The organism is Clostridium cochlearium, assembly GCF_900187165.1.
Taxonomy (GTDB): domain Bacteria; phylum Bacillota; class Clostridia; order Clostridiales; family Clostridiaceae; genus Clostridium_G; species Clostridium_G cochlearium.
Genome location: NZ_LT906477.1, coordinates 2,370,852 through 2,394,354 on the forward strand (window position 1 = coordinate 2,370,852; position 23,503 = coordinate 2,394,354).

Sequence of the window (23,503 nt, forward strand, 5' to 3'; positions counted from 1 at the left end):
TGGAGTGGTGATATTTATTATGAACAATAATATAAACATATTAGTTGTAGAAGACGATGAAGATATAAATAATCTGCTATATAAAATATTAGATAAACAAGGATATAGGGTAACCAGTGCCTATTCTGGTTCTGAGGCTAAAATGTGCCTTGAAAGACAGTACTTTCAACTAGTTTTACTAGATCTAATGCTACCAGCTATATCAGGAGAAAATCTTATTTCAGAAATAAGAAAGTTTAAAACTATGCCCATTATAGTTATTTCTGCAAAACCTGGACAAGATATAAAAATAAAAGTGTTAAAACTTGGTGCAGATGATTTTATATGCAAACCTTTCGATACTAATGAAGTTTTAGCAAGAGTTGAATCCCAATTAAGAAGATATACGATTTTCTCTAATTCATGTAATAAAAATGATAAAGATAATATTTTAGTATATGAGGATTTGATTCTAAACAGAGAAACAGTAGAAGTAACAGTTAAAAACAAATATGTTCCCCTTACTGCAAGGGAATTTACTATATTAGAGCTTTTAATGTCTAATCCTAATAAGGTTTTTACAAAATCCAATTTATTTGAACATGTTTGGAATGAAGATTTCTTTTGTGACGATAACACAGTAAATGTACATATAAGCAATATCCGTTCAAAACTAAGTAAAATCAATCCTAATACAGAATATATTCATACAGTATGGGGAATTGGATATAAAATTAGTGATAAAACTTAAGACTTTCTTAACCTTTTCTTTAAGGTATCTTGTGGATTATATTTTAATATATAATTGTACAAGAAAAGGAGGTCAATTAAAATGTCTAATATAGTTCTTAGAACTAAAAATCTTACTAAAAAATATCATAATAATTTAGCTGTAAATAATGTTAACATGGAAGTAAAACAAGGAGATATTTATGGACTTGTTGGTAAAAATGGTGCAGGAAAAACAACTTTGCTTAGAATGATATGTGGACTTACCATACCATTAAAAGGAGAAATAAATTTATTTAATGAAACATCAGAAAATGGTTTAAATAAAGCTCGAAGAAGGACAGGATGTATAATAGAAACCCCAAGCTTTTTCCCTTATTTATCTGCAAAAAAGAACCTTGAATATTATAGAATACAAAAGGGCATTCCAGAAAAAGAATGTATAGATGACATACTTAAAGCTGTAAATCTTAAAGATACAGGTAATAAAAAATTTAAAAATTTTTCTCTTGGTATGAAACAACGTTTAGGTTTAGCTCTAGCTTTAATGGCTAATCCTGATTTAATTATTTTAGATGAACCCATAAATGGTCTAGATCCTACAGGTATTGTAGAATTTAGAGAACTTTTATTAAAACTAAATAGAGAGAGAAATACTACAATAATTATATCTAGCCATATATTAGGTGAGCTTTCTCAAATGGCAACTATGTATGGATTTATTAACAAAGGTGAACTTGTAGAACAAATATCATCTAAAGAATTACAAGAAAAATGTAAACGATGCTTATCAATTAAAATAAAAAATGTTGAAAAAGCTACAGTAATAATAGAAAAAGAACTAAATTGTAAAAATTATATGGTTTTAAATGACAATGAAATTAGGTTATATGAATACGTAGATACTCCTGAAATAGTTGCACAAGCACTTGTATGCAATGGAGTTATGTTATGTTCAATGAATCAAATTGGTGCAAATTTAGAAAATTATTTTATCAATTTGATTGGAGGTGTTCATAATGCTTAATTATATAAAAGCTGAACTTTATAGAAATTTTAATAGAGTATATTTTTGGGGATATACATTTAGCATTGCAGCTTTTACCTTATTAATTAATATACTACTTAAAATTAGTAATGTTTCGGAGACTGTTATAAGCCTAGCTGAATTAATTGAAATATCAACTCATATGCTTACATTACCAGTATTTCTAATACCAGCTATAGTGGAAATGGTAACAGCTGAGGAAAATAAAAATCTTACTAGTAAAAATATAATATCCTTTGGACTTTCAAGAAATAAATTTGTATTATCAAAAATAATTGTATCAATAATTCTTTCTACAATAGCCGCAGTTGTTATATTAACTTTATTTTTCGGAAGTGGTACACTACTATTTGGAATTGGCAAAAGTTTTTCTACAAGTCTTGTGATTAACTTTGTTAAAAGACTATTAATATCCACATTATTGTGGATAAGTTCCATTGCAATATGTACTTTTTTAGCCCTTATTATCAAAAATACTACTACCTTTGCTTTTATCTATGCAATAATCTTTGTTACATTTTCAAAGATTATTAAACTACTTTCATCATTTGTATCTGATAAATTTCAGTATATTTATGATATACTTATTTCAACTCAGATAAATAAATTAAGCGCACCTGAATTAACAAACCCTACATTAATTTCTGCAGCTTTAATAGGTATTGTATATACTATAGTATTCACAGTTTTAACTATGCTATATGTTAAAAATAAAGAAATCAAATAGAAAGGAAGGGTGACATTTATGCAACAATTAATTATTATTTTTCTTATAATTATAGCTAGTATATTTGTCACCCTTTATGCTTTACTACATAAAGAAATAAGAAATATTAATAATCAATTGAATACAATTAATAAAAGTAAAACTAATTCAAAAGTATTAATATCTTCTTCTAACAAACAAATAAAAAATCTAACTCTAGAAATAAATAAAACCTTAGAAGAAAAACTAAAAACTGATGCTAAACATAAAAAAATGGATTTAGAAATTAGGCAGGCTATTGCAAATATATCTCATGACTTAAGAACACCACTAACATCAATAATAGGGTACATTCAACTAATGGAGGATAATAGTTTATCTGAAAATGAAAAAAATCAGTATATAAATATAATAAAAAAGAGAGCAAAATCCTTACAAGTTTTAATATCTAGCTTTTATGACCTATCAAGACTTGAAGAAAAAGAGTATAAATTTGAACTTCAATCAGTAAATCTGCATGATATAATGTGTGACCTAATAGCTTTATCTTATAATGATTTTCTTAGTAAAAAAATAGAGCCCAATATTGATATAGATGAACAAATTTCTCTAATTATCGCTGACGAAAATGCAGTAAGACGTATACTCTCAAATTTAATACAGAATATGATTAAATACAGTAACAAATTCATTTTTATATCTCTAAAAAATAATAAAAATCACATAGTAATGACCTTTACAAATGATGCACTTAATTTAAGCGAAGACGATGTAAGCCATTTATTTCAACGTTTCTTTACAGCAGATCGAACCAGAAGTGGAAAAAGTACTGGTCTTGGTCTTGCTATAACTAAAGAATTAGTTGAACAAATGGGTTATGAAATCTTTGCAGAATTATCAAAAGATAAGCTTAGTATAATAATAAAATGGAATTTAAAACAAACTCCTTAAAATACACTATAGGTGGTGATGTAGTGGAATTAAATAAAAAAATATTAAAATTTGGATTAATTCTAATTGTAATATCATTAATTTTCACTGTAATATTTGCATCAGTTTATAAATTAAAAAACCCTGTATTTTTAAAAATGTTTGTTGAAAAAGATGTATATGTTAATGAAGATTCAGCTTACTTAAATGGACTTGAACTCAAATACATAACTAATATATCAGATAATAGAAAAGTTGTGGGGATTAACTTTAAAGAACAACCTGATATTGAAATTATTGTTTCACATAATCCTATGGGTTATGAAAATTTCTCATTTTTTGATAATAATAACTCTAATAAACAAACTGGAGATATATGTGGCAGATATGTTGTTAATACCATATATATTAATATTAACAACCTAGATAAAAAGCTTAATGAAATTGAACTTAATAATGCTAAGGTAATCTTTGATAATGGAAGTACATTAGATACAAATATAGGTCGTATAATACTATATAGGGATACAAATAATCATGAAGATATAGCAGAGTATATTAGTTCTAGTGGTTCTTCTGATGGTACCTCATCCTCTGATGAAAAACTTAAAAAAGATATAAAGTTATTAAATGTTGAATCTCCATTATTAGATGATTTAAAGGATTATTTTGATCTTTCTATAGGAAATATTGATTATAAAGATATTCATGGAACTAAATATGAAAAAGATAAAATATTAAGTATACATTCTAAATCTAAAACTCCAAAGTCTATACTTGAAGAATATAGCTTTTATGACATACAACCAAAACTATATTATGAAGATAGCGAGAGAAATAAGTCTTATATTCGCATATATAATATTAATCATACTCCCTACAATTTTGATTTAAAAGGAATCTTTAAGTACTTAAAAGCAAGGAGTGTGATTTAACATGTATAATGAATATAATAAGATATTTTGGGGAATTTTTATTTGCTCATTTAATATAAAATTAGGACCAGTAAAAATATTACCAGCATTTATAGGTTATATAATTATCTTAAGTGGAATAAGTTCTTTGTATAAAATAACTCATATAGAGTCATTTAATAAATCTAAAACTTTTGCAATTATAATAAGTATTATAACTATTCTAGGAGAATTCATAGAATTTCTATCAATTAAATCAAATAATCTTTTTTTATTTAATGAAATATGCATAGTTTTTTCTAGTGTTATGGAGCTTCTTATGTTTTATAATTTATTTGATGCTTCTATTGAATATTTCAATAATAATAATCAATGGGATTTAGCTTATGAAACTATAAAAAAGCTAAAATTTTATATAATAGTTTCAGTTATTAATATTATATTTTTAAATTTTACACTTGTATTTTATATAACATTTTTAAATATTATAGTGCCTATAATATTAATTATTTTACGCATCTATCTAATGAAGTTAATTTATAGATTTAAAAATATGTTTGTTAAAGAACTTCAAACTAAATAAATACTTAAAAATATTTTTATAAGGACGGGATAAATTTTTATGAGACTTAATAATTTTATTAGTTCAACTGGAATTTGTTCTAGAAGAGAAGCTGATGAATTAATCAAACAAAATAAGGTAAAAGTTAATGGAGAAATTGCACCTTTAGGATACATAGTAGATCCAAAAGATAAAGTTGAAGTAAATGGTAAACTATTGGAAAGGAAAAAGAATGATGTATATATTGCTTTAAATAAGCCTGTAGGTATTACTTGTACAACAGAAAGACATATAAAAGGAAACATAATTGATTTTATAAATTATCCTGAAAGAATCTTTCCAATAGGTAGATTAGATAAACCTTCTGAAGGCCTAATACTTCTTACAAATGACGGAAGCATTGTTAATGAGATTTTAAGAGAGGAAAACAATCATGAAAAAGATTATATTGTAACTGTAAATAAACCTATTACTCCCTCTTTTATAAATGGTATGTCTAAAGGAGTTAAAATTTATAATCCTGTTAAAAAACAGTACACAGTAACAAATAAATGTAAAGTAATTAAAATAAATCCTACAACCTTTAAAATAACCCTATCTCAAGGATTAAATCGTCAAATAAGAAGAATGTGTTCACGTTTTGGATACAATGTTATAAAGCTTAAACGTGTTCGAGTTAGCAATATTACTCTAAAAGGTTTACCTGTAGGAAAATGGAGATATCTAACAGATGAAGAAGTTAGAATTCTTAGATCCAAAAAATAGCTAAAAATATAAGAAACTTTCCATGGAAAACATTTTACATGGAAAGTTTTTTTAAAGGTTTATTATTTTGTATAATTATCGAAGTAGCCTTGTATATATATAATAGGTGTACCCTTATCTCCACTTCCTGAAGTTAAATCACAAAGAGAACCTATAAGATCAGTAAGTCTTCTTGGTGTAGTACCTTGTGACTCCATGTTGCCTACAAGATTTGCTTCCTTATTTTTAATATACTCAGATATAGCCTTTTTAAGCTCTTCTCCTTTTAAGTCAGCAAAATTATTATCCGCAAGATATTTTAACTTAACTTCATTAGGAGTACCTTCAAGTCCTGATGTATATCCAGGAGATACTACTGGATCTGCAAGTTCCCATATCTTACCAACTGGATCTTTAAATGCACCATCTCCGTAAACCATAACTTCAACGGTTTTTCCAGTCTTTTCTTTTAAAATTTCTTGAATGTTATTAACTATACTTTTACAATCTCTTGGGAAAAGTTTTACACTTTTTTCAGTAGCTTTATTTGAACCTAAAAGACCGTAATCTTCGTTATATCCACTGCCATCAATAGATTTAGTTAAAATATCATCAAGTCCATAAACTTTTTGTGCACCATTTTCTTTTAAAATTCTCTTATTTCTAAATCTAGTATGAGTATCACAAGTAATAACACTCTTTGTATATTCTAGAATAGTTTTTGGATTGTTTGAAAAAATAATTTCACATTCAACACCATATTCTTTAATTAAGGATTTATAATAATCTATATAATCAACACCAGTAAAAGTATGTTTAATATATCCAAAGTAATCACGGAATTGTTTTTCTGTTAACACATCTGTCCAAGGATTCACACCTTTTTCATCTAAAGCATCTATATCTACTAAATGGTTTCCTACTTCATCAGATGGATATCCAAGCATTAAAACGATTTTTTTAGCTCCTTTTGCAATACCACGAAGGCAGATAGCAAAACGGTTACGGCTTAATATTGGAAATATAACACCAATAGTATCTTCTCCAAATTTTGAATTTATATCTTTTGCAATAGCATCAATACTTGCGTAATTTCCTTGAGCACGAGCAACAACTGATTCAGTCATAGCAACTACATCTTTATCTTTAATAGAAAATCCCTCTATTTGTGAAGCTTTTAATACACTGTCTACAACAATCTCTGATATATTATCACCTTGTTTAACAATTGGAGCACGAAGCCCTCTAACAACAGTTCCTACTATTCTTTCCATATCAAATTCTCCTTAATTATTTTTATTTTGAATGAAATTCATATCCTACATTTGTAATATACACTATTTTATGATATAAGTAAAATAAATAGATATAATACTAGATATAAGGAGGAGTTATATGTCCATAAAACTAGATTTATATAAAGTTTTCTCTGAAGTAGCTAAACATAAAAGTTTTTCTAAAGCTGCAAAAGCTCTTTACATGACTCAACCTGCTGTAAGTCAAGCAATTATGCAACTTGAAAATGAACTAGAAATACGCCTTTTTACACGAACTCCTAGAGGTGTAATTCTTACAAATGAAGGTGAACTTTTATTTGAATATACAAGTTCAGCCATTAATTTAATTAATGTAGCTGAAAAAAAACTTACAGAATCTAAAAATTTATTAATGGGTGATTTAAAATTAGGTGTTGGAGATACTATCTCTCGATATTTTTTGTTACCTTATTTAGAAAAATTTCATAGTAACTATCCAAATATTAAATTAAAAATCATCAATCGAACAACTTTAGAGCTTTGCACTATGCTGAAATCTGGTGAAATTGATATTGCAATTTGTAATTTACCAATTGATGATTATTCACTAGAAGTAACGGAATTAATAGATATTCATGATATTTTCGTTTGTGGTAAAAAATATAAGAATAAAATTACTTATCCAATAAGTCTTAAAGAACTAGCAAACTTTCCACTAATACTACTTGAATCTAAATCGAATTCAAGACAATATGTGGAAAAATATATGTTATCAAAAGGTATCACAATAACTCCTGAAATTGAACTTGGATCCCATGATCTACTATTAGAATTTGCAAAAATAAACCTAGGTATATCTTGTGTTATTAAAGAATTTTCACAGGATTATTTAAAAGGTAATAAACTTTATGAGATACAAACTAAGGAGGTAATACCTAAGAGAAATATAGGTGTTTGTTCTTTAAAAAGTGTTTCTCTTTCACCTTCTTCTACAAAATTTGTTGATATACTAAAAAAGTGATTATTTTAAATCATCTTCATTATATTTAGGTACTACTTTATTAAACTCATCATTTATATTTTTTCTTAAAGTTTCATCTGTAAATATATCAAATGCTGTTAATGCCATAGCTTTAGCTGCTTTTATAATTTGTTTATATGCTATAGGTTTATTAGCTGCTTTTGTAAAATTAATTGAATGAGAATTTACTGATTTATCTGCTATTTTAATGTATGAATGAATAGATGGAACTTTAAGACTAACATTTCCTATATCCGAGGATCCATATTTCATATTAGGATCTGGATACTTCATTTCAACACCAAGTTTAGAAATATTCTCTTTAAGTTTTTCATCTATACATTTATTAGGATATCTTTCTGCATACATAAAAGATTTTTCTATTTTTGCTTTAACGCCTATAAGCTTTTCTATTGTATTTACTATATGTTCTATATAATCTACAACTACTTTCAAATCTTTTACTGTTTCTGCCCTTATACTAAACTCACAAGAAGCATAATCTGGAATAATATTAGATACATTTCCTCCATTTGTTATAATACCATTTACATTAGATTTTATTGGAAATAATGCTCTAAATTGATCTATCATATTAAAAGTTTGTATTACTGCTTGTAATGCATTAATACCACCTTCAGGAAAAGAAGAATGTACTGATTTCCCATAATATTCTATATCTACTATCCTAGTTGCCAATCCTCCCCTACAAATTAGATTTCTTGTACAAGGATGCATCATTAGAGCATAATCTACATCATCAAAGCCTCCTTGTTCTAACATTATAATTTTACCTCCTCCACATTCTTCTGCAGGAGTTCCTAATACAACTATCTTGCCATCTATATAATTGGATACTTCTTTTAGTCCTATGGCAGCTCCCACCGCCATAGTGGCTATTAAATTATGCCCACAACCATGACCTATTTTAGGTAAAGCATCGTACTCTGCTAAAAAAGCTATTGTTGGACCATTTCTCTTTGTATTATATTCTGCTCTAAATGAAGTTTCTAATCCTCCTATTCCCTTTTTTATATTAAACCCGTGTTTTTCCAACATGGTAGTTATGTTTTCTACTGCATTATATTCATTAAACGATAGTTCTGGATTTTCATGAATTTTATTACCCAATTCTATAAGTTCATTTTTTATAATATCAATTTTGTTAGTTATAATTACCTTTTTATCCATTATTAAACACCTCAAAACTTGTAGATTTAATATATAAATTATACTATAACTAAGTTTGTATTAACTATGTTATAATATATTTTGTACTGTTTTTTATTTCATTTATAAGGGGGCAAAAAAATTGAATAAGAAAAGCTTATTAGCAGATATTTCTTTACTTATAGTTGCAATAATTTGGGGTAGCGGTTTTGTAGCAACTAAGAATGCATTAGAATCTATATCACCTTTTTTCATTTCAACATTACGTTTTTCCATAAGTACTTTGCTTATGGGTATAATATTTTTTAAAAAAATAAAAAATATTGATATAAATCATTTAAAAACTGGACTTATTGTAGGCACTTTCCTCTTCCTTGCATTCTCAACACAGACAATAGGCCTTATATATACTACAGCTAGTAAACAAGCATTTTTAACTGGAACAAATGTAGTAATGGTTCCTTTTATATATTGGTTTGTTTCAAAAGAAAAGCCTAATTCATATAATATAATTGCAACTTTCCTATGTTTAATAGGGATATCTTTCCTTACACTAGATGGATCTATATATATAAATATAGGAGACTTACTCACATTAACCTGTGCAGTATTTTTCGCTTGCCACATAGTATCCATTGGTTATTTTTCAAAAAAATGTGACCCTATAATATTAACTTTCACTCAATTTTTGATTACTGCTATATTATCATTCTTATGTATGATAGTTGTAGATGGAATTCCCAAAAGTATTCCCAAAGAAGGAATTTTTCCTGTATTTTACCTAGGAGTATTTAGTACTTGTATAGCATTTTTAATACAAACAGTTGCTCAAAAATATACTTCTCCATCACATACTGCTATTATTTTATGTTTAGAATCAGTATTTGGAAGTATATTATCCTGTATACTCCTTGATGACAAGTTTACTTATAAAATGTTTATAGGATGTATTCTTATATTTTTAGCAATAATAACTGCAGAAACAAAATGGAACTTTCTACATGATATTAATAAAACTATAAAACTCAATAAGAATAAATTCGATAATAATTTTTAGGAGGATTATATAAAATGCGATTACTTTTAACCAACGACGATGGTGTAAATTCAGAAGGTATATATACATTAGCAAAAGAGCTTCAAAAAGAACATGAAATAATAATTGCTGCTCCATCTATAGAAATGAGTGCAAAAAGTCATTCTATAACTATATCTGACCCATTATTTATAAAAGAAGTAGAATTAGATGAGATACATTCTTCAGCATATAGTATCAGTGGAACTCCTGCTGATTGTGTTAAGGTAGCTATGGATAAAATTTTAACTAAACCAGTAGATATGGTTATTTCCGGAATAAATTATGGAACAAATCTAGGTATAGATATATTATATTCCGGTACTGTATCTGCTGCAATTGAAGCTGCTATTCATAATGTACCTTCTATAGCTATATCTTCTGAAGTTAAAAAAGGAGATATAAATTTTAACACCGCAGCAAATGTAGCAAAGAATATAATTAAAATTTCAAAAGAAAACTTTACAAAAAATAATCTAGTATTAAATGTTAACGTGCCTTGTTTAGATAAAGAGTCTTTAAAAGGAATAAAAGTTTGTCAAATGGGTGGAAGAACGTTTACTTCTTGTTTTGAAGAAATAGAAAAAGAAAATGAAATCTCTTACATTCTAAGAGGAGAATTAACTAACGGTCATAAATCCAATACAGATATATATTATCTTAGAAATGGATATGCCACAATAACTCCCCTACACTATGATCTTACTAATTTTAAAATTATAAACGATGTATGTAATTGGTTTAAATATTAATATAGAATATATTTAAAATTAAAAATGTCCTAATTTAGTATAATCATTTATAAAAACTGTAATATACTAAATTAGGACATTTTATTAGTTTATCTTTAATTGTTTTCTCATTATATCGTCAGTCATAGGTCCCTGTATTCCACTGTATACAAACCCATCCTCATCTATAAATAAAGTTGTAGGAAAACCTTGAATACCATAATTTTGTGCTATTTCTTGATTTTCATCTAAAACTACAGGAAAGCTGTAATTATTTTTTTCTATAAACTTTTTTACTTTATCTTTACTTTCTCCTACATTTACAGCCAATATTATTACATCTTTATCCCTAGTTTCATTGTGGATATTTTGCATATAAGGCATTTCTTGTACACAATATCCACACCAGGTTGCCCAAAAATTGAGCATAACTTTTTTTCCTTTAAATTTACTTAAAGCTATTTCTTTATCATTTAAATCTTTAAGTTTAAAATCTAATGCTGGTATTTTTCTAGGCTCACCTTTTCTATCGTCTATTTCCATAGTTGTATCTTCTTTATTTGAAATGTTTCCTTTATCTACATAATTTTTATAAAATGCAGAAGATAAAATTATAAAAAGTAAAACTAAAAATACTATTAATTTCTTTTTCAAATTTATCACCTTTCTCTAACTAAAAATATTATTTATTATATACATTTTATTAGTAAAAGTCATAATACCCATAAATATAAGTATTACTCCACTAACTATAGAAACTACATTAAAATACTTAGAAAATCTTTTTATATACCCTGATATAAAATCTACTAAGAATCCTGATATTATAAAAGGTATTCCTAAACCTACAGAATAAGCTATTAAAAGTTTAATGCCTGACGCTAAAGTCTTAGTATTTCCCGCATAAATTAAAATTGATGCTAACATAGGCCCCACACAAGGAGTCCAACCTATAGCAAAAGCCATTCCTATAAAAAATGAGCTTAGTCCTGACTTAAATTTCTGTGGTTGTAACATAGTCTTTTGATAGTAAAAAGTTTTTATTTTTACTACTCCCATAATATGCAAACCAAATACTATGATTATTATTCCACCTATTTTTCTAAATATATCTTTATTTCTATCAAATAATTGTCCCAAAGACGTTACAGATATTCCCATTATTATAAAGATCAAAGTAAAACCTAAAGTAAAGCCTACTGCTTTATATATTACTGTTAATTTATTTTTATTATTTATTTCTTCAATGGAACTTCCAGTTAGATAAGTTAAATATATTGGAACTAGCGGAAGTACACAAGGAGATAAAAAAGATAATATTCCTGACGAAAAAGCTAAAAACAATGATATATTTTCCAAAGAAACCCTCCTATAACTATTTATATAATTTTAATTATATTATATCAATGTGAAGATACTATGAAGAAATAAAAAAAGTATTAATGAATAGAAAAAACTTTTCTTCCACACAGTTATAAATGACTTTTACAGCCTTTGATACTAGTCATTGACATTAAATTTTTTAACCATTATAATTAATAAACATAGATATTTATTTTTAATATATCATATGTTTTTAAAAACTATGACAGGAAGAGTAGGTAAAGTAATTAACTAAAGCGAATCAGTGATGGTGTAAGACTGGTGTTATATCTTTATTGAAGAACATCCTTGAGTTTCTAACTGAAATCTATAAGAAAGTAGGCTTAGAGGTATTCAGTACCTTATAACTGATGCATGAATTTATAATTCATGCCTATTTGAGTGGTCATTTAGACAAATTGGGTGGTACCGCGAAGTCAGTCTTTCGTCCCTTTACAAGGATGAGAGGCTTTTTATTTTAATTTAATATAAGGAGGATTAACATGAAAAAAATCTTAATAAAGCAACTTTATAGAGAAAAAGAAAAATTTATAAACAAAGAAATTACTGTTGCAGGTTGGATAAGAACTGAAAGAACATCCAAAAACTTTGGATTTATAGAATTGAATGACGGAAGCTTTTTCAAGAATCTTCAAATTGTTATAGATACTAGTCTAGATAATTTTGATAAGGTATCAAAATTACCTATTAGTTCATCTATTATAGTAGAAGGGAAATTAGTAGAAACTCCTTCAGCCAAACAACCTTTTGAAATTCAAGCATCAAAAATAACAATAGAAGGAACTTCTCTTCAAGATTATCCACTGCAAAAGAAAAGACATTCTTTTGAATTTTTAAGAACTATTGCACACTTAAGACCTAGAAGCAATACTTTCTCAGCAGTTTTTAGAATACGTTCCCTTGCAGCTTATGCTGTACATAAGTTCTTCCAAGAAAGAAATTTTGTATATGTTCATACACCTATTATAACTGCTAGTGACTGCGAAGGTGCTGGAGAAATGTTTAGAGTTACTACTCTAAATCTAAATAATATACCCAAAAATGATGAAGGCAAAGTAGATTTTTCTCAAGACTTTTTTGATAAAGATGCAAAACTTACAGTAAGTGGCCAATTATCTGCTGAATCCTATGCATTAGCTTTTGGTAATGTGTATACTTTTGGTCCTACCTTTAGAGCAGAAAACTCAAATACTGCAAGACACGCATCTGAATTTTGGATGATAGAACCTGAAATGGCTTTTGCAGACTTAAATGATTATATGGATGTAGCTGAAGAAATGGTAAAATACATAATAAATTATGTATTAGAAAATGCTCCAGAAGAAATGAATTTCTTTAACAGTTTCATTGATAAAAATCTATTTAAAAGATTAGATAATGTTGTTAACTCTGAATTTAAGAGAATAACATATACAGAAGCTATAGATTTACTACAAAAATCAAGAGAAAAGTTCCAATATCCTGTTGAATGGGGAATAGACCTTCAAACAGAGCATGAAAGATATATAACAGAAAAAATATTTGAAAAACCTGTTTTTGTAACTGATTATCCAAAAGATATAAAAGCATTCTACATGAGATTAAATGACGATAACAAAACTGTTGCAGCAGCTGACCTATTAGTACCAGGAGTTGGTGAAATTATAGGTGGTAGCCAAAGAGAAGAACGTTTAGATGTTTTAGAAGAACGTATGAAAGAATTTAAACTTAATGAAAAAGATTATTGGTGGTATTTAGAATTAAGAAAATATGGTTCTGCTAAACACTCTGGTTTCGGATTAGGATTTGAAAGAATATTAATGTATATGACAGGAATATCTAATATAAGAGATGTAATACCATTCCCTAGAACTCCAGGTTCAGCTGAATTTTAATTAAATATAAGTAAAGGATGACTCTTATTCAGATGGAACTTAAGTTCCATCTGAAATTTTAATTGTTGTATTAAAGGGGGCTTTTTATGGAACTTTTAAATGCTTTTGGAAGTATCTTTAGTATTATTATAATGATAGCTATAGGGTACCTTTTAACAAAAATAAGTTGGATAGATAAAAAAGGGGCTCAATTATTTTCTAAACTTGTTGTAAATGTATCCCTTCCTGCTCTCATGATTAATAATTTAATGAATAACTTTGATAGAGAAAAGCTTTTAAGTTTAGGAAAGGGGCTTATAGTTCCCTTCATCTCTATTGCTCTTGCTTATTTTATAGGCAAATTAACTATAAAACTTCTTAAAATTTCACCTAATAGACGCGGAACTTTTCAATCTATGTTTTTTGTATCTAATACCATATTCATTGGACTACCTGTAAACTTAGCTCTATTTGGTAATGAAAGTGTTCCTTATGTTTTATTGTATTATATAGCAAATACTACATTTTTTTGGACCATTGGTGTTTTTGAAATAGGTCAAGATGGAAAAGTTGAATCTCAAAAACTTTTATCTAAAGCTACTATAAAAAGGATATTCTCACCTCCACTAATGGGATTTATAGTTGCCTTGTTATTAATAATTTTATCCATTCCTTTACCTAGTTTTATAAATGATACTTGTAGATATCTAGGAAATTTAACTACACCTTTATCTATGCTATTTATAGGTAATACAATATACTATATAGACTTAAAAGGAATAGAATTTAACAAAGACATTTGGGGGGTACTTTTAGGAAGATTTATAATTTCTCCTTTATTAGTAGTATTATTATGTGCATTTTTCCCTTTACCCCATCTTATGAAAAATGTTTTTATTATTCAATCAGCTATGCCAGTTATGACTAATACTGCTATTATATCTAGAGCTTATGATGCAGATTATAAATATGCAGCTATTATGGTTACTATAACTACTATATTAAGTCTATTTATAATTCCTATATACAAAATAATTCTTCAATAAAATTACTTACATTAAAAACTATTATTTTATAATATTTTTTAATGTAAGTAATTTATTAATATCATTAATCGATTTCATCTAACTTTTGCTAAATATTTCGATTATTTTTTATGTTTTTTTACTGTAACCGATTGCTGTACCTTTAAATTTTATTATTATTTGTATAAAATAGATATGTACTAAAAATTTTATTATATATAGAAAGGCGGCTTACTTTATGGATTTTACGAACCTTTTCCTTACACAGGAAAAGTTAGATAACCATATCTCTAAAAACATAATTTAAGTGGGAAATCTCTTCTTTCTGAAAAACTTTTAGCATTACAGGTGGAAATTGCCGAGTTAGCAAATGAAACTAGATGTTTCAAATTCTGGAGTAATAAAGGACCTTCTGCTAAAAATACAATATTAGAAGAATATGCAGATTGTCTTCACTTTCTACTAACAATTGGATTGGATAAAGGTTTTAATTATTTAAATTTTAATACTCCTAATGAAGGAATAAGCAGCAATATAACTAATCAATTTTTGAATCTTTATATTGATATTAATGACTTTATAGTCTGTTCATCAAAGGATCATTATCAAACTTTGTTTGAAGATTTTTTATATCTAGGATTTAGCCTAGGGTTTACAGAAGAAGAAATAGAAAATGCCTATTACGTAAAAAATAATATAAATCATCAAAGACAAGTTATAGGTTACTAATATTTAAAATGTAGGGTTTAAACTCTACATTTTTTATTTTATTTAAATAATTATTACGCCACTTGGATAAAATACCTACAAAAGGTGGTGTATTTATGTTAGGTATAATATTTTCAATTATAGCAGGAATTTCAATGAGTTTTCAGGGTGTTTTTAACACTCGTCTAAGCGATAAAGTTGGTCTTTGGGAGGCTAATTTCATAGTACAAAGCATAGGCATGGTCTTAACTTTAATAATGCTCCTATTATTAGGTGATGGAAATATTAAAAAAATTAAAGAAGTAAATAAATTGTATTTATCTGGAGGTTTATTAGGGGTAATAATTATATTTACTGTAATGAAAGGTATAAAATCTTTAGGACCTACTTATGCAATCTCTACAATATTAGTAGCTCAATTACTATCTGCAGCTTTAATAGATGCTTTTGCTCTATTTGGTTCTGAGCAAATAAAATTTGGTATAAGTAAAGTACTAGGAATTGTAATTATGATAGTTGGGATAGTTGTTTTTAAGTGGGAATTTAAATAATTTAAAAAGTTTAATCACATATACTGTCACATATACTATATTGTATATAGAAATAAGTTTAAAGGAGAATTTCAATTTGTTCAATTTTAAAAGTAAATTATGTCCAGACTTATCAGATACTTTAGATAAAAACATTTATAAAAACATCAGAATAATTATATGTTGCAAAACTCTCCAACAAAAAATAGAAAATAAAATAAAATTTTATAAAGGCAAAATTTTATTTTCTATCGATTCTATAAAATGTATATGTGCCATAGTTCCAGCTTCCTCAATAAACAAACTTTTAGAATATCCAAATATCGATTATATTTTTCTTGATTCTTACGCTTTTTTATGTGGAAAAAGTGTATTTAGCGCAAATAAAATTCCTTTAGAAAAAAATTATAAACTCACTGGAAAAAATATAGGAATAGGAATAATTGATAGTGGAACTTATCCACATATGGATTTTATAACGCCTAAAAATAGAATATCTAAATTTGTAGATTTAGTAAATCATTATAAATATCCATACGATGATAATGGGCATGGCACTTCAGTGTCGGGAATAATTTGTAGTAATGGCTACTCTTCAAAGGGAATTTATAAGGGTATAGCCCAAGATAGTTACTTATATTGTATAAAGGCATTTAACAATATAGGCAGAGGTTTTATATCTGATATACTTTATGCTCTAAGCATATTAATAGAGGATAGTGATAAATTCAACATAAAAGTTATTTGTCTGCCATTTGAAGTTTTAAATAACAATAAAAAACTCATTTCCTTATTTAATAATTTATTTTCAATAGCTGTTTCAAAAAATATTACAATAATTGTTCCTTCAGGACACAATGGAAATAACTTTAATTCTATGAAAGGTATTGCTCTTTTGGATACATGTATCACTGTAGGAGGTTTGAATATAGATAAAGAAATTAAACCCTATATCAATTCTTCTGCTGGTCCAAATTTTAAGTTAAATAAACCAGATGTTTCTGCTGGATGTGTTGATATAGTTTCTACAAATACAAATGTCAATTATATTTCAGAAAGAAATGGAAGAAAATTATATCCTAAAATTCTTGAAGAACCTTATTCAAATTTTACAGGCACCTCCTATGCTGCTGCTTATGTTGCTGGATTATGTGCCCTGTTATATGAAAATAATTCTAGTTTAAACTTAAAAGATATAAAAGCTCTACTGAAAGTGTCTTCCGAGCTTCAAGATATTCCTAAAGATATACAAGGGCATGGTATACTAAATTTATCGAAATTGTTGCCTAATTATTTGAAATAGCAATTGTTTATGGTAAAATGAAGATATAGTGTAAAACAAAAGAGGAGGTATATTAATTATGATTAGTGAAAAATTAAATAAGGCTATAAACGATCAAATAAATTTTGAAATGGAATCAGAAAATATATATTTAGCTATGCAAGCTTATTGTAATTCTATAGATTTAGATGGTTTTGCTAACTTTTTCGATGCTCAAGTTAAAGAAGAAAGATTTCATGCTATGAAATTCTTTGACTATGTTAATCAAGTAGGTGGAAGAGTTGAAATTGGTGCTATAAAAGGACCTAATAATAATTTTAATTCCATACTTGATGTGTTCAAAACAGCTTATGCACATGAGCAAATTGTTACCAAAAAAATATATAGTCTTATGGATTTAGCTATGGAAGAAAGAGATCATGCTACTATAAGCTTTTTACAATGGTTTATAGATGAACAAGTAGAAGAGGAGGATACTTTTTCTACTTTAGTATCCAAACTAGATAGAATAAAAGATAATGAAACAGCTATATATATGTTAGATAAAGAATTACAACAGAGAGTGTTCACTCCTCCTGTTACTGAATAACTAAAAAAACCTAAGCTAATATTAAAAGCTTAGGTTTTATTTTTATATTCACCTATTACTCTAAATTTATTATATCTTTTATTTAGAAGTTCTATTGTATCTAATTGTTCTAAATTATTAATCTCTTTAATTAAATTATTTTTTATTATATCAGACATAAATTTTACATCTTTACTTGCGTCACCATAGGGTTCATATAATATTTTATCTATTAGACTATAATTTTTTAAATCCTCAGATGTTATTTTCATAATATTTGCAGCTTCTTCTGCTTTAGTAGCATCTTTCCATAGTATACTAGCAAAACCTTCTGGAGATAAAAGAGAATATACTGCATTTTCTAACATCCATATTTTATCACTTACAGAAAGGGCTAATGCTCCACCACTTCCCCCTTCTCCTATAACAATAGAAATTATAGGCACTTCTAAGGAAATCATATTTATTAGATTCTTAGCTATTGCCTCTCCTTGACCTCTTTCTTCTGCCTCTACACCACAGTATGCTCCTGGGGTATCTATAAAACAAACTATAGGTCTATTAAATTTTTCTGCTTGCTTCATAAGACGCAAGGCTTTTCTGTATCCTTCAGGATTAGGCATACCAAAATTTCTTTCTATATTTTCATTTAAATCTCTTCCCTTTTGTTGGGCAATTACTGTTACTGGCATACCATTTAAAAATCCTATTCCGCCAACTATACAAGGATCATCTCCATAGTATCTGTCTCCATGAAATTCTATAAAATTTTCAAATACATTATTTATATAATCTAAAGCCGTAGGTCTTTTCTCATTTCTAACCAATTTTAGCTTTTGCCATGCATCTAATTTATTTTTAGATATATTTAAGTTATCTATTATAATATCATCACAAGATTTAATTTCATAATTTTCTTTATGAAATTTTAAAATCATTGATAATGTGTCTTTTAAATCTTTTCTATTCACAATTTTATCTATAAAACCATGTTTCATTAAAAACTCAGCTGTTTGAAATCCATGAGGAAGCTTTTTATTTATTGTTTGCTCTATTACTCTTTTTCCTGCAAATCCTATTAATGCTCCAGGCTCCGATAAAATTATATCCCCTAACATGGCAAAACTAGCTGTTACTCCACCTGTAGTTGGATCTGTAAGAACTGTGACATATAAAAGTCCTGCTTGAGATAATTTAGAAAGTGCAGCACTAACTTTGGCCATTTGCATTAAGGAAAACATCCCCTCCTGCATACGTGCTCCTCCTGATGCCGTAAATATTATTAATGGGAGTCTATTTTCTATGGCTTTCTCTATGGCCCTAGTAATTTTCTCCCCCACAACAGAACCCATACTTCCCATAAAAAATCTACTGTCCATAATACATACTACAGCTTTTTGTCCATTTATATTGCCTATTCCCGTAACTACCGCTTCATTTAGCTGTGTTTTTTCTTGTGTTTTTTCTACTTTTTCATCATACCCTTTAAAGTTCAGTGGATTAACAGAGGATAAATACTTATCTATTTCTTCCCATGTATCTTCATCTATTATTTGTTGTATTCTATCATAGGCAGATATCCTAAAATGATTTTTACAAAAACCACAAATGCTATAATTTTTCTTTAAATCTTTACTATATATAATTTGACCACATTTTTCGCATTTGCTCCACATATAATCGGGTATTAGGGGTTTTTCCTGTGTTGAGTCTTTTTCATTAAGATTATGAGAACTAACAGTTATATATTTAGTTTTCTTAAATAATCTTTTAAACACTTAATCATCTCCTACTTATGGTCTCTACCTATAAAACCTGTATCATAATTACCAGAAATAAATTTCTCATTATTTAATATACTCATATGATAATCTATATTGGTCTTTATACCATCTATTAAAAACTCTCCTAGAGCTCTTTTCATTTTGTTTATAGCTTCATGTCTATCCCTACCATGAACTATTAACTTTGCTATCATAGAATCATAGGTAGGTGGAATAGTATATCCATCATATATATTACTATCTACTCTGATTCCTAATCCCCCTGGTATAAACAATCCACTTATTCTTCCAGGACAAGGCATGAAATTATTTAAAGTATCTTCCGCATTAATTCTACATTCGATAGAATGTCCTTGTATTTTTATATCTTCTTGAGAAAAACTTAGTTTCATTCCAGCTGCAATTTTTATTTGCTCTTTTATTAAATCTACTCCCGTAATAAATTCTGTTATAGGATGTTCTACTTGAATTCTTGTATTCATTTCCATAAAATAAAAATTATTATGCTTATCTAATAAAAATTCAATAGTTCCAGCATTTTTATATCCTACATACTTAGCTGCTCTCACCGCAGCTTCTCCCATTTTATTTCTTAGTTCCTGTGTTATTACACTACATGGAGCTTCCTCTAAAATTTTTTGATTTCTTCTTTGTATAGAACAATCCCTTTCTCCTAAGTACACTATATTTCCATAATTATCTCCTAATATTTGTATCTCCACGTGCTTTGGACATTCAATGTATTTTTCCATATACATACTATCATCTCCAAAAGCTGAAAGTGCTTCTTTTTTTGCAGTATTTATAGCCTCTATTAGCTCTTTTTCATGTTTAACTACTCTTATACCTCTTCCTCCTCCACCGGCTGAAGCTTTTATCATAACGGGATATCCTATTTTTTCTGCTAGATCTAAAGCCTCTTGGCTATTCTCTATTGGCTTTTTAGACCCTGGTACAACAGCTACTCCTGCCTCTTCCATAATCCTCCTAGCATTAGACTTATTACCCATTTTATCTATTAATTCAGAATCAGGTCCTATAAAAACTATATTGCATTCTTTACACATGCTAGCAAATTTACTGTTTTCAGATAAAAATCCAAAACCTGGATGTATAGCTTCTGCACCAGTTAAAACTGTAGCACTTAATATATTTTTTATATTAAGATAGCTATCTTTTGGAGAAGGAGGTCCTATACATATAGCTTCATCAGCCATTTCAACATGAAGACTTTCCTTATCTATTTCAGAATATACTGCTACTGTCTCTATTCCCATTTCTCTACACGCTCTTATAATTCGTACCGCTATTTCCCCTCTATTAGCTATTAATATCTTTTTAAACATATACTCATCACCCTATCATAAACATGATTTCCGCTTCAGCTACTACTTTTTCATCTACCATAGCTATTCCTTTTCCTATACCTGCAGAACCCCTCAATTTAATCATTTCTACTTCTAATTTTAGAGTATCTCCTGGAATAACTTTCTTTCTAAATTTAGCTTTATTTATCCCAGCAAAATACGGTATTTTTCCTTTAAATTCATCTAAAGTTAATACTGCTATAGCTCCTGCTTGTGCTAATGCCTCTATAATTAATACTCCAGGCATTACTGGTTCATCTGGGAAATGACCTCTAAAAAACTCTTCATTGAATGTTACATTTTTATAAGCTACAATGTTTTTTCCAGGTTCAATTCTTTCAACTTTATCAACTAAAAGCATAGGATATCTATGAGGCAATATTTCTAATATGTCTTTTATATATAAATTTTTCATATAGCAACACCTTCCTTAATTTGGAGATATTTTAAATAAGTCCATTCCATATTCTACCAACTGACCATCTTTAACTAATACTTTTTCTACAGTACCATCTATATCACTTTTTATTTCATTCATAAGTTTCATAGCTTCTATTATGCATAAAACATCACCTTTTTTTACCTTATCTCCAACTTTTACAAAAGGTTCTTTATCTGGAGACGCTGCTTCATAGAAAGTTCCTACAATTGGAGATACTACACTTGTAAAGTTTTTATCCTCAAAACTTTCTTCATCTAAATCTGTACTCTGCACATGTATTTTTTCATCTTTTATGGCGTTACTAGCTAATTCCCCATCATTTATTGTTACTTTACAATCCTCTTTTTCTAATTTTATATATACATCTTTTTCTTTTATTTCTAAAAGTTTTATTGTTGACCCACTCATTATTTTTATTAATTCACCAATATTCTTTAAATCCATAATTAATCACTCCACTTTTTAAATAGGATAACTGCATTATGTCCTCCAAATCCTAAGGAGTTAGACATAGCATATTTTACTTCTTGGTATCTACCTTTATTAGGTACATAGTCTAAATCACATTCTTCATCTTTTACTTTATATCCTATAGTTGGTGGTATAAAATCTTCATATATAGATTTTACAGAAGCAATAGCTTCAACTCCCCCTGCTGCTCCTAGTAAATGTCCTGTCATAGATTTTATAGAACTTACTGGTATATTCTTAGCATCTTCTCTAAATACATTTTTAATAGCTTCTGTTTCAAATTTGTCGTTATATTCTGTCCCTGTACCATGAGCATTTATATAAGATACTTCACTAGGAGATATATTAGCTTCATCTATTGTCAATCTAATTGCTCTAGAGGCTCCTTCTCCTCCTGGTGCTGGTGATGTTATATGATAAGCATCGCAAGTTGCTCCATATCCAACCATTTCAGCATATATTTTTGCTCCTCTTTTCTGAGCATGTTCTAGAGATTCTAAAATTAATATTCCTGCTCCTTCTCCCATTACAAATCCATTTCTCTCTTTATCAAAAGGTATAGATGCTCTCATAGGATCTTCACTTTTGCTTAATGCAGTAAGAGATGTAAAACCAGCCATAGCTAAAGGTGTTATAGATGCTTCTGTTCCCCCTGCAATCATTACTTCAGAAGTTCCGTTTTGTATCATTCTATAAGCTTCTCCAATGGAATTTGTACCTGTAGCACAAGCTGTTACTACTGTTGTACATATGCCCTTTGCTCCATATCTTATAGCAATATTTCCCGCCGCCATATTACTTATTATCATAGGTATAAATAATGGATGAACTCTATTAGGTCCCTTCTCCATTAAAGTCTTATGCTGTTTCTCTATGGTTTCTATACCACCTATACCTGAACCTACTACTACCCCAAACTTTTCTTTATCTATACTATCTAAATTTAAATTGGAATCTTTTATTGCTTCTTCTGCCGCCACTACAGCAAATTGACAATATTTATCCATTCTTTTTAATTCCCTTTTTTCTATTACCTTTGAAGGTTCAAAATCCTTTACTTCTGCAGCTAATTTAACTTTAAAATCTTCTGTATTAAAATTTTTTATAAAATCTATACCGCAAGTACCAAGCTTTACATTATTCCAAAAAGTATTTACATCATTACCTATAGGTGTTACTGCACCCATTCCTGTAACTACTACTCTTCTCATTTTTAACATACCAA

Annotated in this window: 24 protein-coding genes, 1 pseudogene and 1 other annotated feature; of the genes and pseudogenes, 16 read left to right on the forward strand and 9 right to left on the reverse strand. The window is 27.9% G+C overall.

Going from position 1 to position 23,503, the window contains the following annotated elements:
* The first annotated feature begins 19 nt into the window (after positions 1 to 19).
* From CKV72_RS11685 to CKV72_RS11715, 7 genes are all read left to right on the forward strand, one after another.
* Positions 20 to 730 (forward strand): response regulator transcription factor, encoded by a 711-nt coding sequence (locus CKV72_RS11685; RefSeq protein ID WP_095178315.1) that lies wholly within the window; start codon positions 20 to 22, stop codon positions 728 to 730.
* Between the two features lie 81 nt (positions 731 to 811).
* Positions 812 to 1,735 (forward strand): ATP-binding cassette domain-containing protein, encoded by a 924-nt coding sequence (locus tag CKV72_RS11690; protein ID WP_095178316.1) that lies wholly within the window; start codon positions 812 to 814, stop codon positions 1,733 to 1,735.
* Positions 1,728 to 2,483: an ABC transporter permease gene (locus tag CKV72_RS11695; protein WP_095178317.1), complete on the forward strand. Its 756-nt coding sequence runs from the start codon at positions 1,728 to 1,730 to the stop codon at positions 2,481 to 2,483. Before CKV72_RS11690 ends, CKV72_RS11695 begins: the two co-directional genes overlap by 8 nt.
* Before the next feature lie 18 nt (positions 2,484 to 2,501).
* Complete coding sequence (locus CKV72_RS11700) at positions 2,502 to 3,413, forward strand: sensor histidine kinase (RefSeq protein ID WP_095178318.1); 912 nt, start codon at positions 2,502 to 2,504, stop codon at positions 3,411 to 3,413.
* A gap of 23 nt (positions 3,414 to 3,436) precedes the next feature.
* The gene (locus CKV72_RS11705) at positions 3,437 to 4,327 is read left to right on the forward strand and encodes a hypothetical protein (RefSeq protein ID WP_095178319.1); all 891 of its coding nucleotides are present in this window, start codon (positions 3,437 to 3,439) and stop codon (positions 4,325 to 4,327) included.
* A 1-nt stretch (position 4,328) separates the two neighbouring features.
* Complete coding sequence (locus CKV72_RS11710; protein ID WP_095178320.1) at positions 4,329 to 4,889, forward strand: hypothetical protein; 561 nt, start codon at positions 4,329 to 4,331, stop codon at positions 4,887 to 4,889.
* Between the two features lie 39 nt (positions 4,890 to 4,928).
* The gene (locus CKV72_RS11715; protein ID WP_095178321.1) at positions 4,929 to 5,633 is read left to right on the forward strand and encodes a pseudouridine synthase; all 705 of its coding nucleotides are present in this window, start codon (positions 4,929 to 4,931) and stop codon (positions 5,631 to 5,633) included.
* Positions 5,634 to 5,695: 62 nt separating this feature from the next.
* Here the strand turns inward: CKV72_RS11715 and CKV72_RS11720 are convergent, their stop codons facing one another.
* The gene (locus CKV72_RS11720) at positions 5,696 to 6,886 is read right to left on the reverse strand and encodes a coenzyme F420-0:L-glutamate ligase (protein ID WP_095178322.1); all 1,191 of its coding nucleotides are present in this window, start codon (positions 6,884 to 6,886) and stop codon (positions 5,696 to 5,698) included.
* Between the two features lie 121 nt (positions 6,887 to 7,007).
* Between CKV72_RS11720 and CKV72_RS11725 the strand changes: the two genes are divergently transcribed.
* Entirely contained in the window at positions 7,008 to 7,889 is an 882-nt protein-coding gene (locus tag CKV72_RS11725) for a LysR family transcriptional regulator (RefSeq protein ID WP_095178323.1), read from the forward strand.
* Here the strand turns inward: CKV72_RS11725 and CKV72_RS11730 are convergent, their stop codons facing one another.
* Entirely contained in the window at positions 7,890 to 9,080 is a 1,191-nt protein-coding gene (locus tag CKV72_RS11730) for a M20 family metallopeptidase (protein WP_242955726.1), read from the reverse strand.
* Positions 9,081 to 9,201: 121 nt separating this feature from the next.
* On the opposite strand from CKV72_RS11730, the gene CKV72_RS11735 reads away from it, so the two are divergent.
* Complete coding sequence (locus CKV72_RS11735; protein WP_169712374.1) at positions 9,202 to 10,116, forward strand: DMT family transporter; 915 nt, start codon at positions 9,202 to 9,204, stop codon at positions 10,114 to 10,116.
* A gap of 14 nt (positions 10,117 to 10,130) precedes the next feature.
* Entirely contained in the window at positions 10,131 to 10,886 is a 756-nt protein-coding gene (gene surE, locus CKV72_RS11740; RefSeq protein ID WP_095178325.1) for a 5'/3'-nucleotidase SurE, read from the forward strand.
* 84 nt (positions 10,887 to 10,970) lie between these two features.
* On the opposite strand, the gene CKV72_RS11745 is transcribed toward surE, so the two are convergent.
* Positions 10,971 to 11,519, reverse strand: coding sequence for a TlpA disulfide reductase family protein (locus tag CKV72_RS11745; RefSeq protein ID WP_095178326.1), 549 nt, complete (start codon positions 11,517 to 11,519; stop codon positions 10,971 to 10,973).
* Between the two features lie 15 nt (positions 11,520 to 11,534).
* Positions 11,535 to 12,224, reverse strand: coding sequence for a cytochrome c biogenesis CcdA family protein (locus CKV72_RS11750; RefSeq protein WP_095178327.1), 690 nt, complete (start codon positions 12,222 to 12,224; stop codon positions 11,535 to 11,537).
* A gap of 217 nt (positions 12,225 to 12,441) precedes the next feature.
* Positions 12,442 to 12,683 (forward strand) — a binding site (T-box leader).
* Positions 12,684 to 12,730: 47 nt separating this feature from the next.
* Here CKV72_RS11750 and asnS point away from each other — a divergent pair.
* The 6 genes and pseudogenes from asnS (at position 12,731) to CKV72_RS11780 (ending at position 18,235) form a co-directional block, all read left to right on the forward strand.
* On the forward strand, positions 12,731 to 14,122 hold the full coding sequence (gene asnS, locus CKV72_RS11755) for an asparagine--tRNA ligase (RefSeq protein ID WP_089864527.1): 1,392 nt from the start codon (positions 12,731 to 12,733) through the stop codon (positions 14,120 to 14,122).
* Positions 14,123 to 14,208: 86 nt separating this feature from the next.
* Positions 14,209 to 15,147 (forward strand): AEC family transporter, encoded by a 939-nt coding sequence (locus CKV72_RS11760; protein WP_089864530.1) that lies wholly within the window; start codon positions 14,209 to 14,211, stop codon positions 15,145 to 15,147.
* A 217-nt stretch (positions 15,148 to 15,364) separates the two neighbouring features.
* Positions 15,365 to 15,855, forward strand: a pseudogene (locus CKV72_RS11765) (dUTP diphosphatase).
* A gap of 95 nt (positions 15,856 to 15,950) precedes the next feature.
* Positions 15,951 to 16,385, forward strand: coding sequence for a DMT family transporter (locus CKV72_RS11770; RefSeq protein ID WP_089864536.1), 435 nt, complete (start codon positions 15,951 to 15,953; stop codon positions 16,383 to 16,385).
* 76 nt (positions 16,386 to 16,461) lie between these two features.
* Positions 16,462 to 17,667 (forward strand): S8 family peptidase, encoded by a 1,206-nt coding sequence (locus CKV72_RS11775; RefSeq protein WP_095178328.1) that lies wholly within the window; start codon positions 16,462 to 16,464, stop codon positions 17,665 to 17,667.
* 58 nt (positions 17,668 to 17,725) lie between these two features.
* Positions 17,726 to 18,235: a ferritin gene (locus CKV72_RS11780; RefSeq protein WP_089864542.1), complete on the forward strand. Its 510-nt coding sequence runs from the start codon at positions 17,726 to 17,728 to the stop codon at positions 18,233 to 18,235.
* Between the two features lie 29 nt (positions 18,236 to 18,264).
* Here the strand turns inward: CKV72_RS11780 and CKV72_RS11785 are convergent, their stop codons facing one another.
* From CKV72_RS11785 to fabF, 5 genes are read right to left on the reverse strand one after another with little or no spacing between them, the layout of a single operon-like run.
* Positions 18,265 to 19,992: an acetyl-CoA carboxylase carboxyltransferase subunit alpha gene (locus tag CKV72_RS11785; RefSeq protein WP_089864544.1), complete on the reverse strand. Its 1,728-nt coding sequence runs from the start codon at positions 19,990 to 19,992 to the stop codon at positions 18,265 to 18,267.
* An 11-nt stretch (positions 19,993 to 20,003) separates the two neighbouring features.
* Positions 20,004 to 21,344, reverse strand: coding sequence for an acetyl-CoA carboxylase biotin carboxylase subunit (locus CKV72_RS11790; protein ID WP_089864546.1), 1,341 nt, complete (start codon positions 21,342 to 21,344; stop codon positions 20,004 to 20,006).
* A gap of 7 nt (positions 21,345 to 21,351) precedes the next feature.
* The gene (fabZ, locus tag CKV72_RS11795; protein ID WP_089864549.1) at positions 21,352 to 21,780 is read right to left on the reverse strand and encodes a 3-hydroxyacyl-ACP dehydratase FabZ; all 429 of its coding nucleotides are present in this window, start codon (positions 21,778 to 21,780) and stop codon (positions 21,352 to 21,354) included.
* Between the two features lie 15 nt (positions 21,781 to 21,795).
* Positions 21,796 to 22,251, reverse strand: coding sequence for an acetyl-CoA carboxylase biotin carboxyl carrier protein (gene accB, locus CKV72_RS11800; protein WP_089864553.1), 456 nt, complete (start codon positions 22,249 to 22,251; stop codon positions 21,796 to 21,798).
* A gap of 2 nt (positions 22,252 to 22,253) precedes the next feature.
* Complete coding sequence (gene fabF, locus CKV72_RS11805) at positions 22,254 to 23,498, reverse strand: beta-ketoacyl-ACP synthase II (RefSeq protein ID WP_095178329.1); 1,245 nt, start codon at positions 23,496 to 23,498, stop codon at positions 22,254 to 22,256.
* Positions 23,499 to 23,503 lie beyond the last annotated feature (5 nt).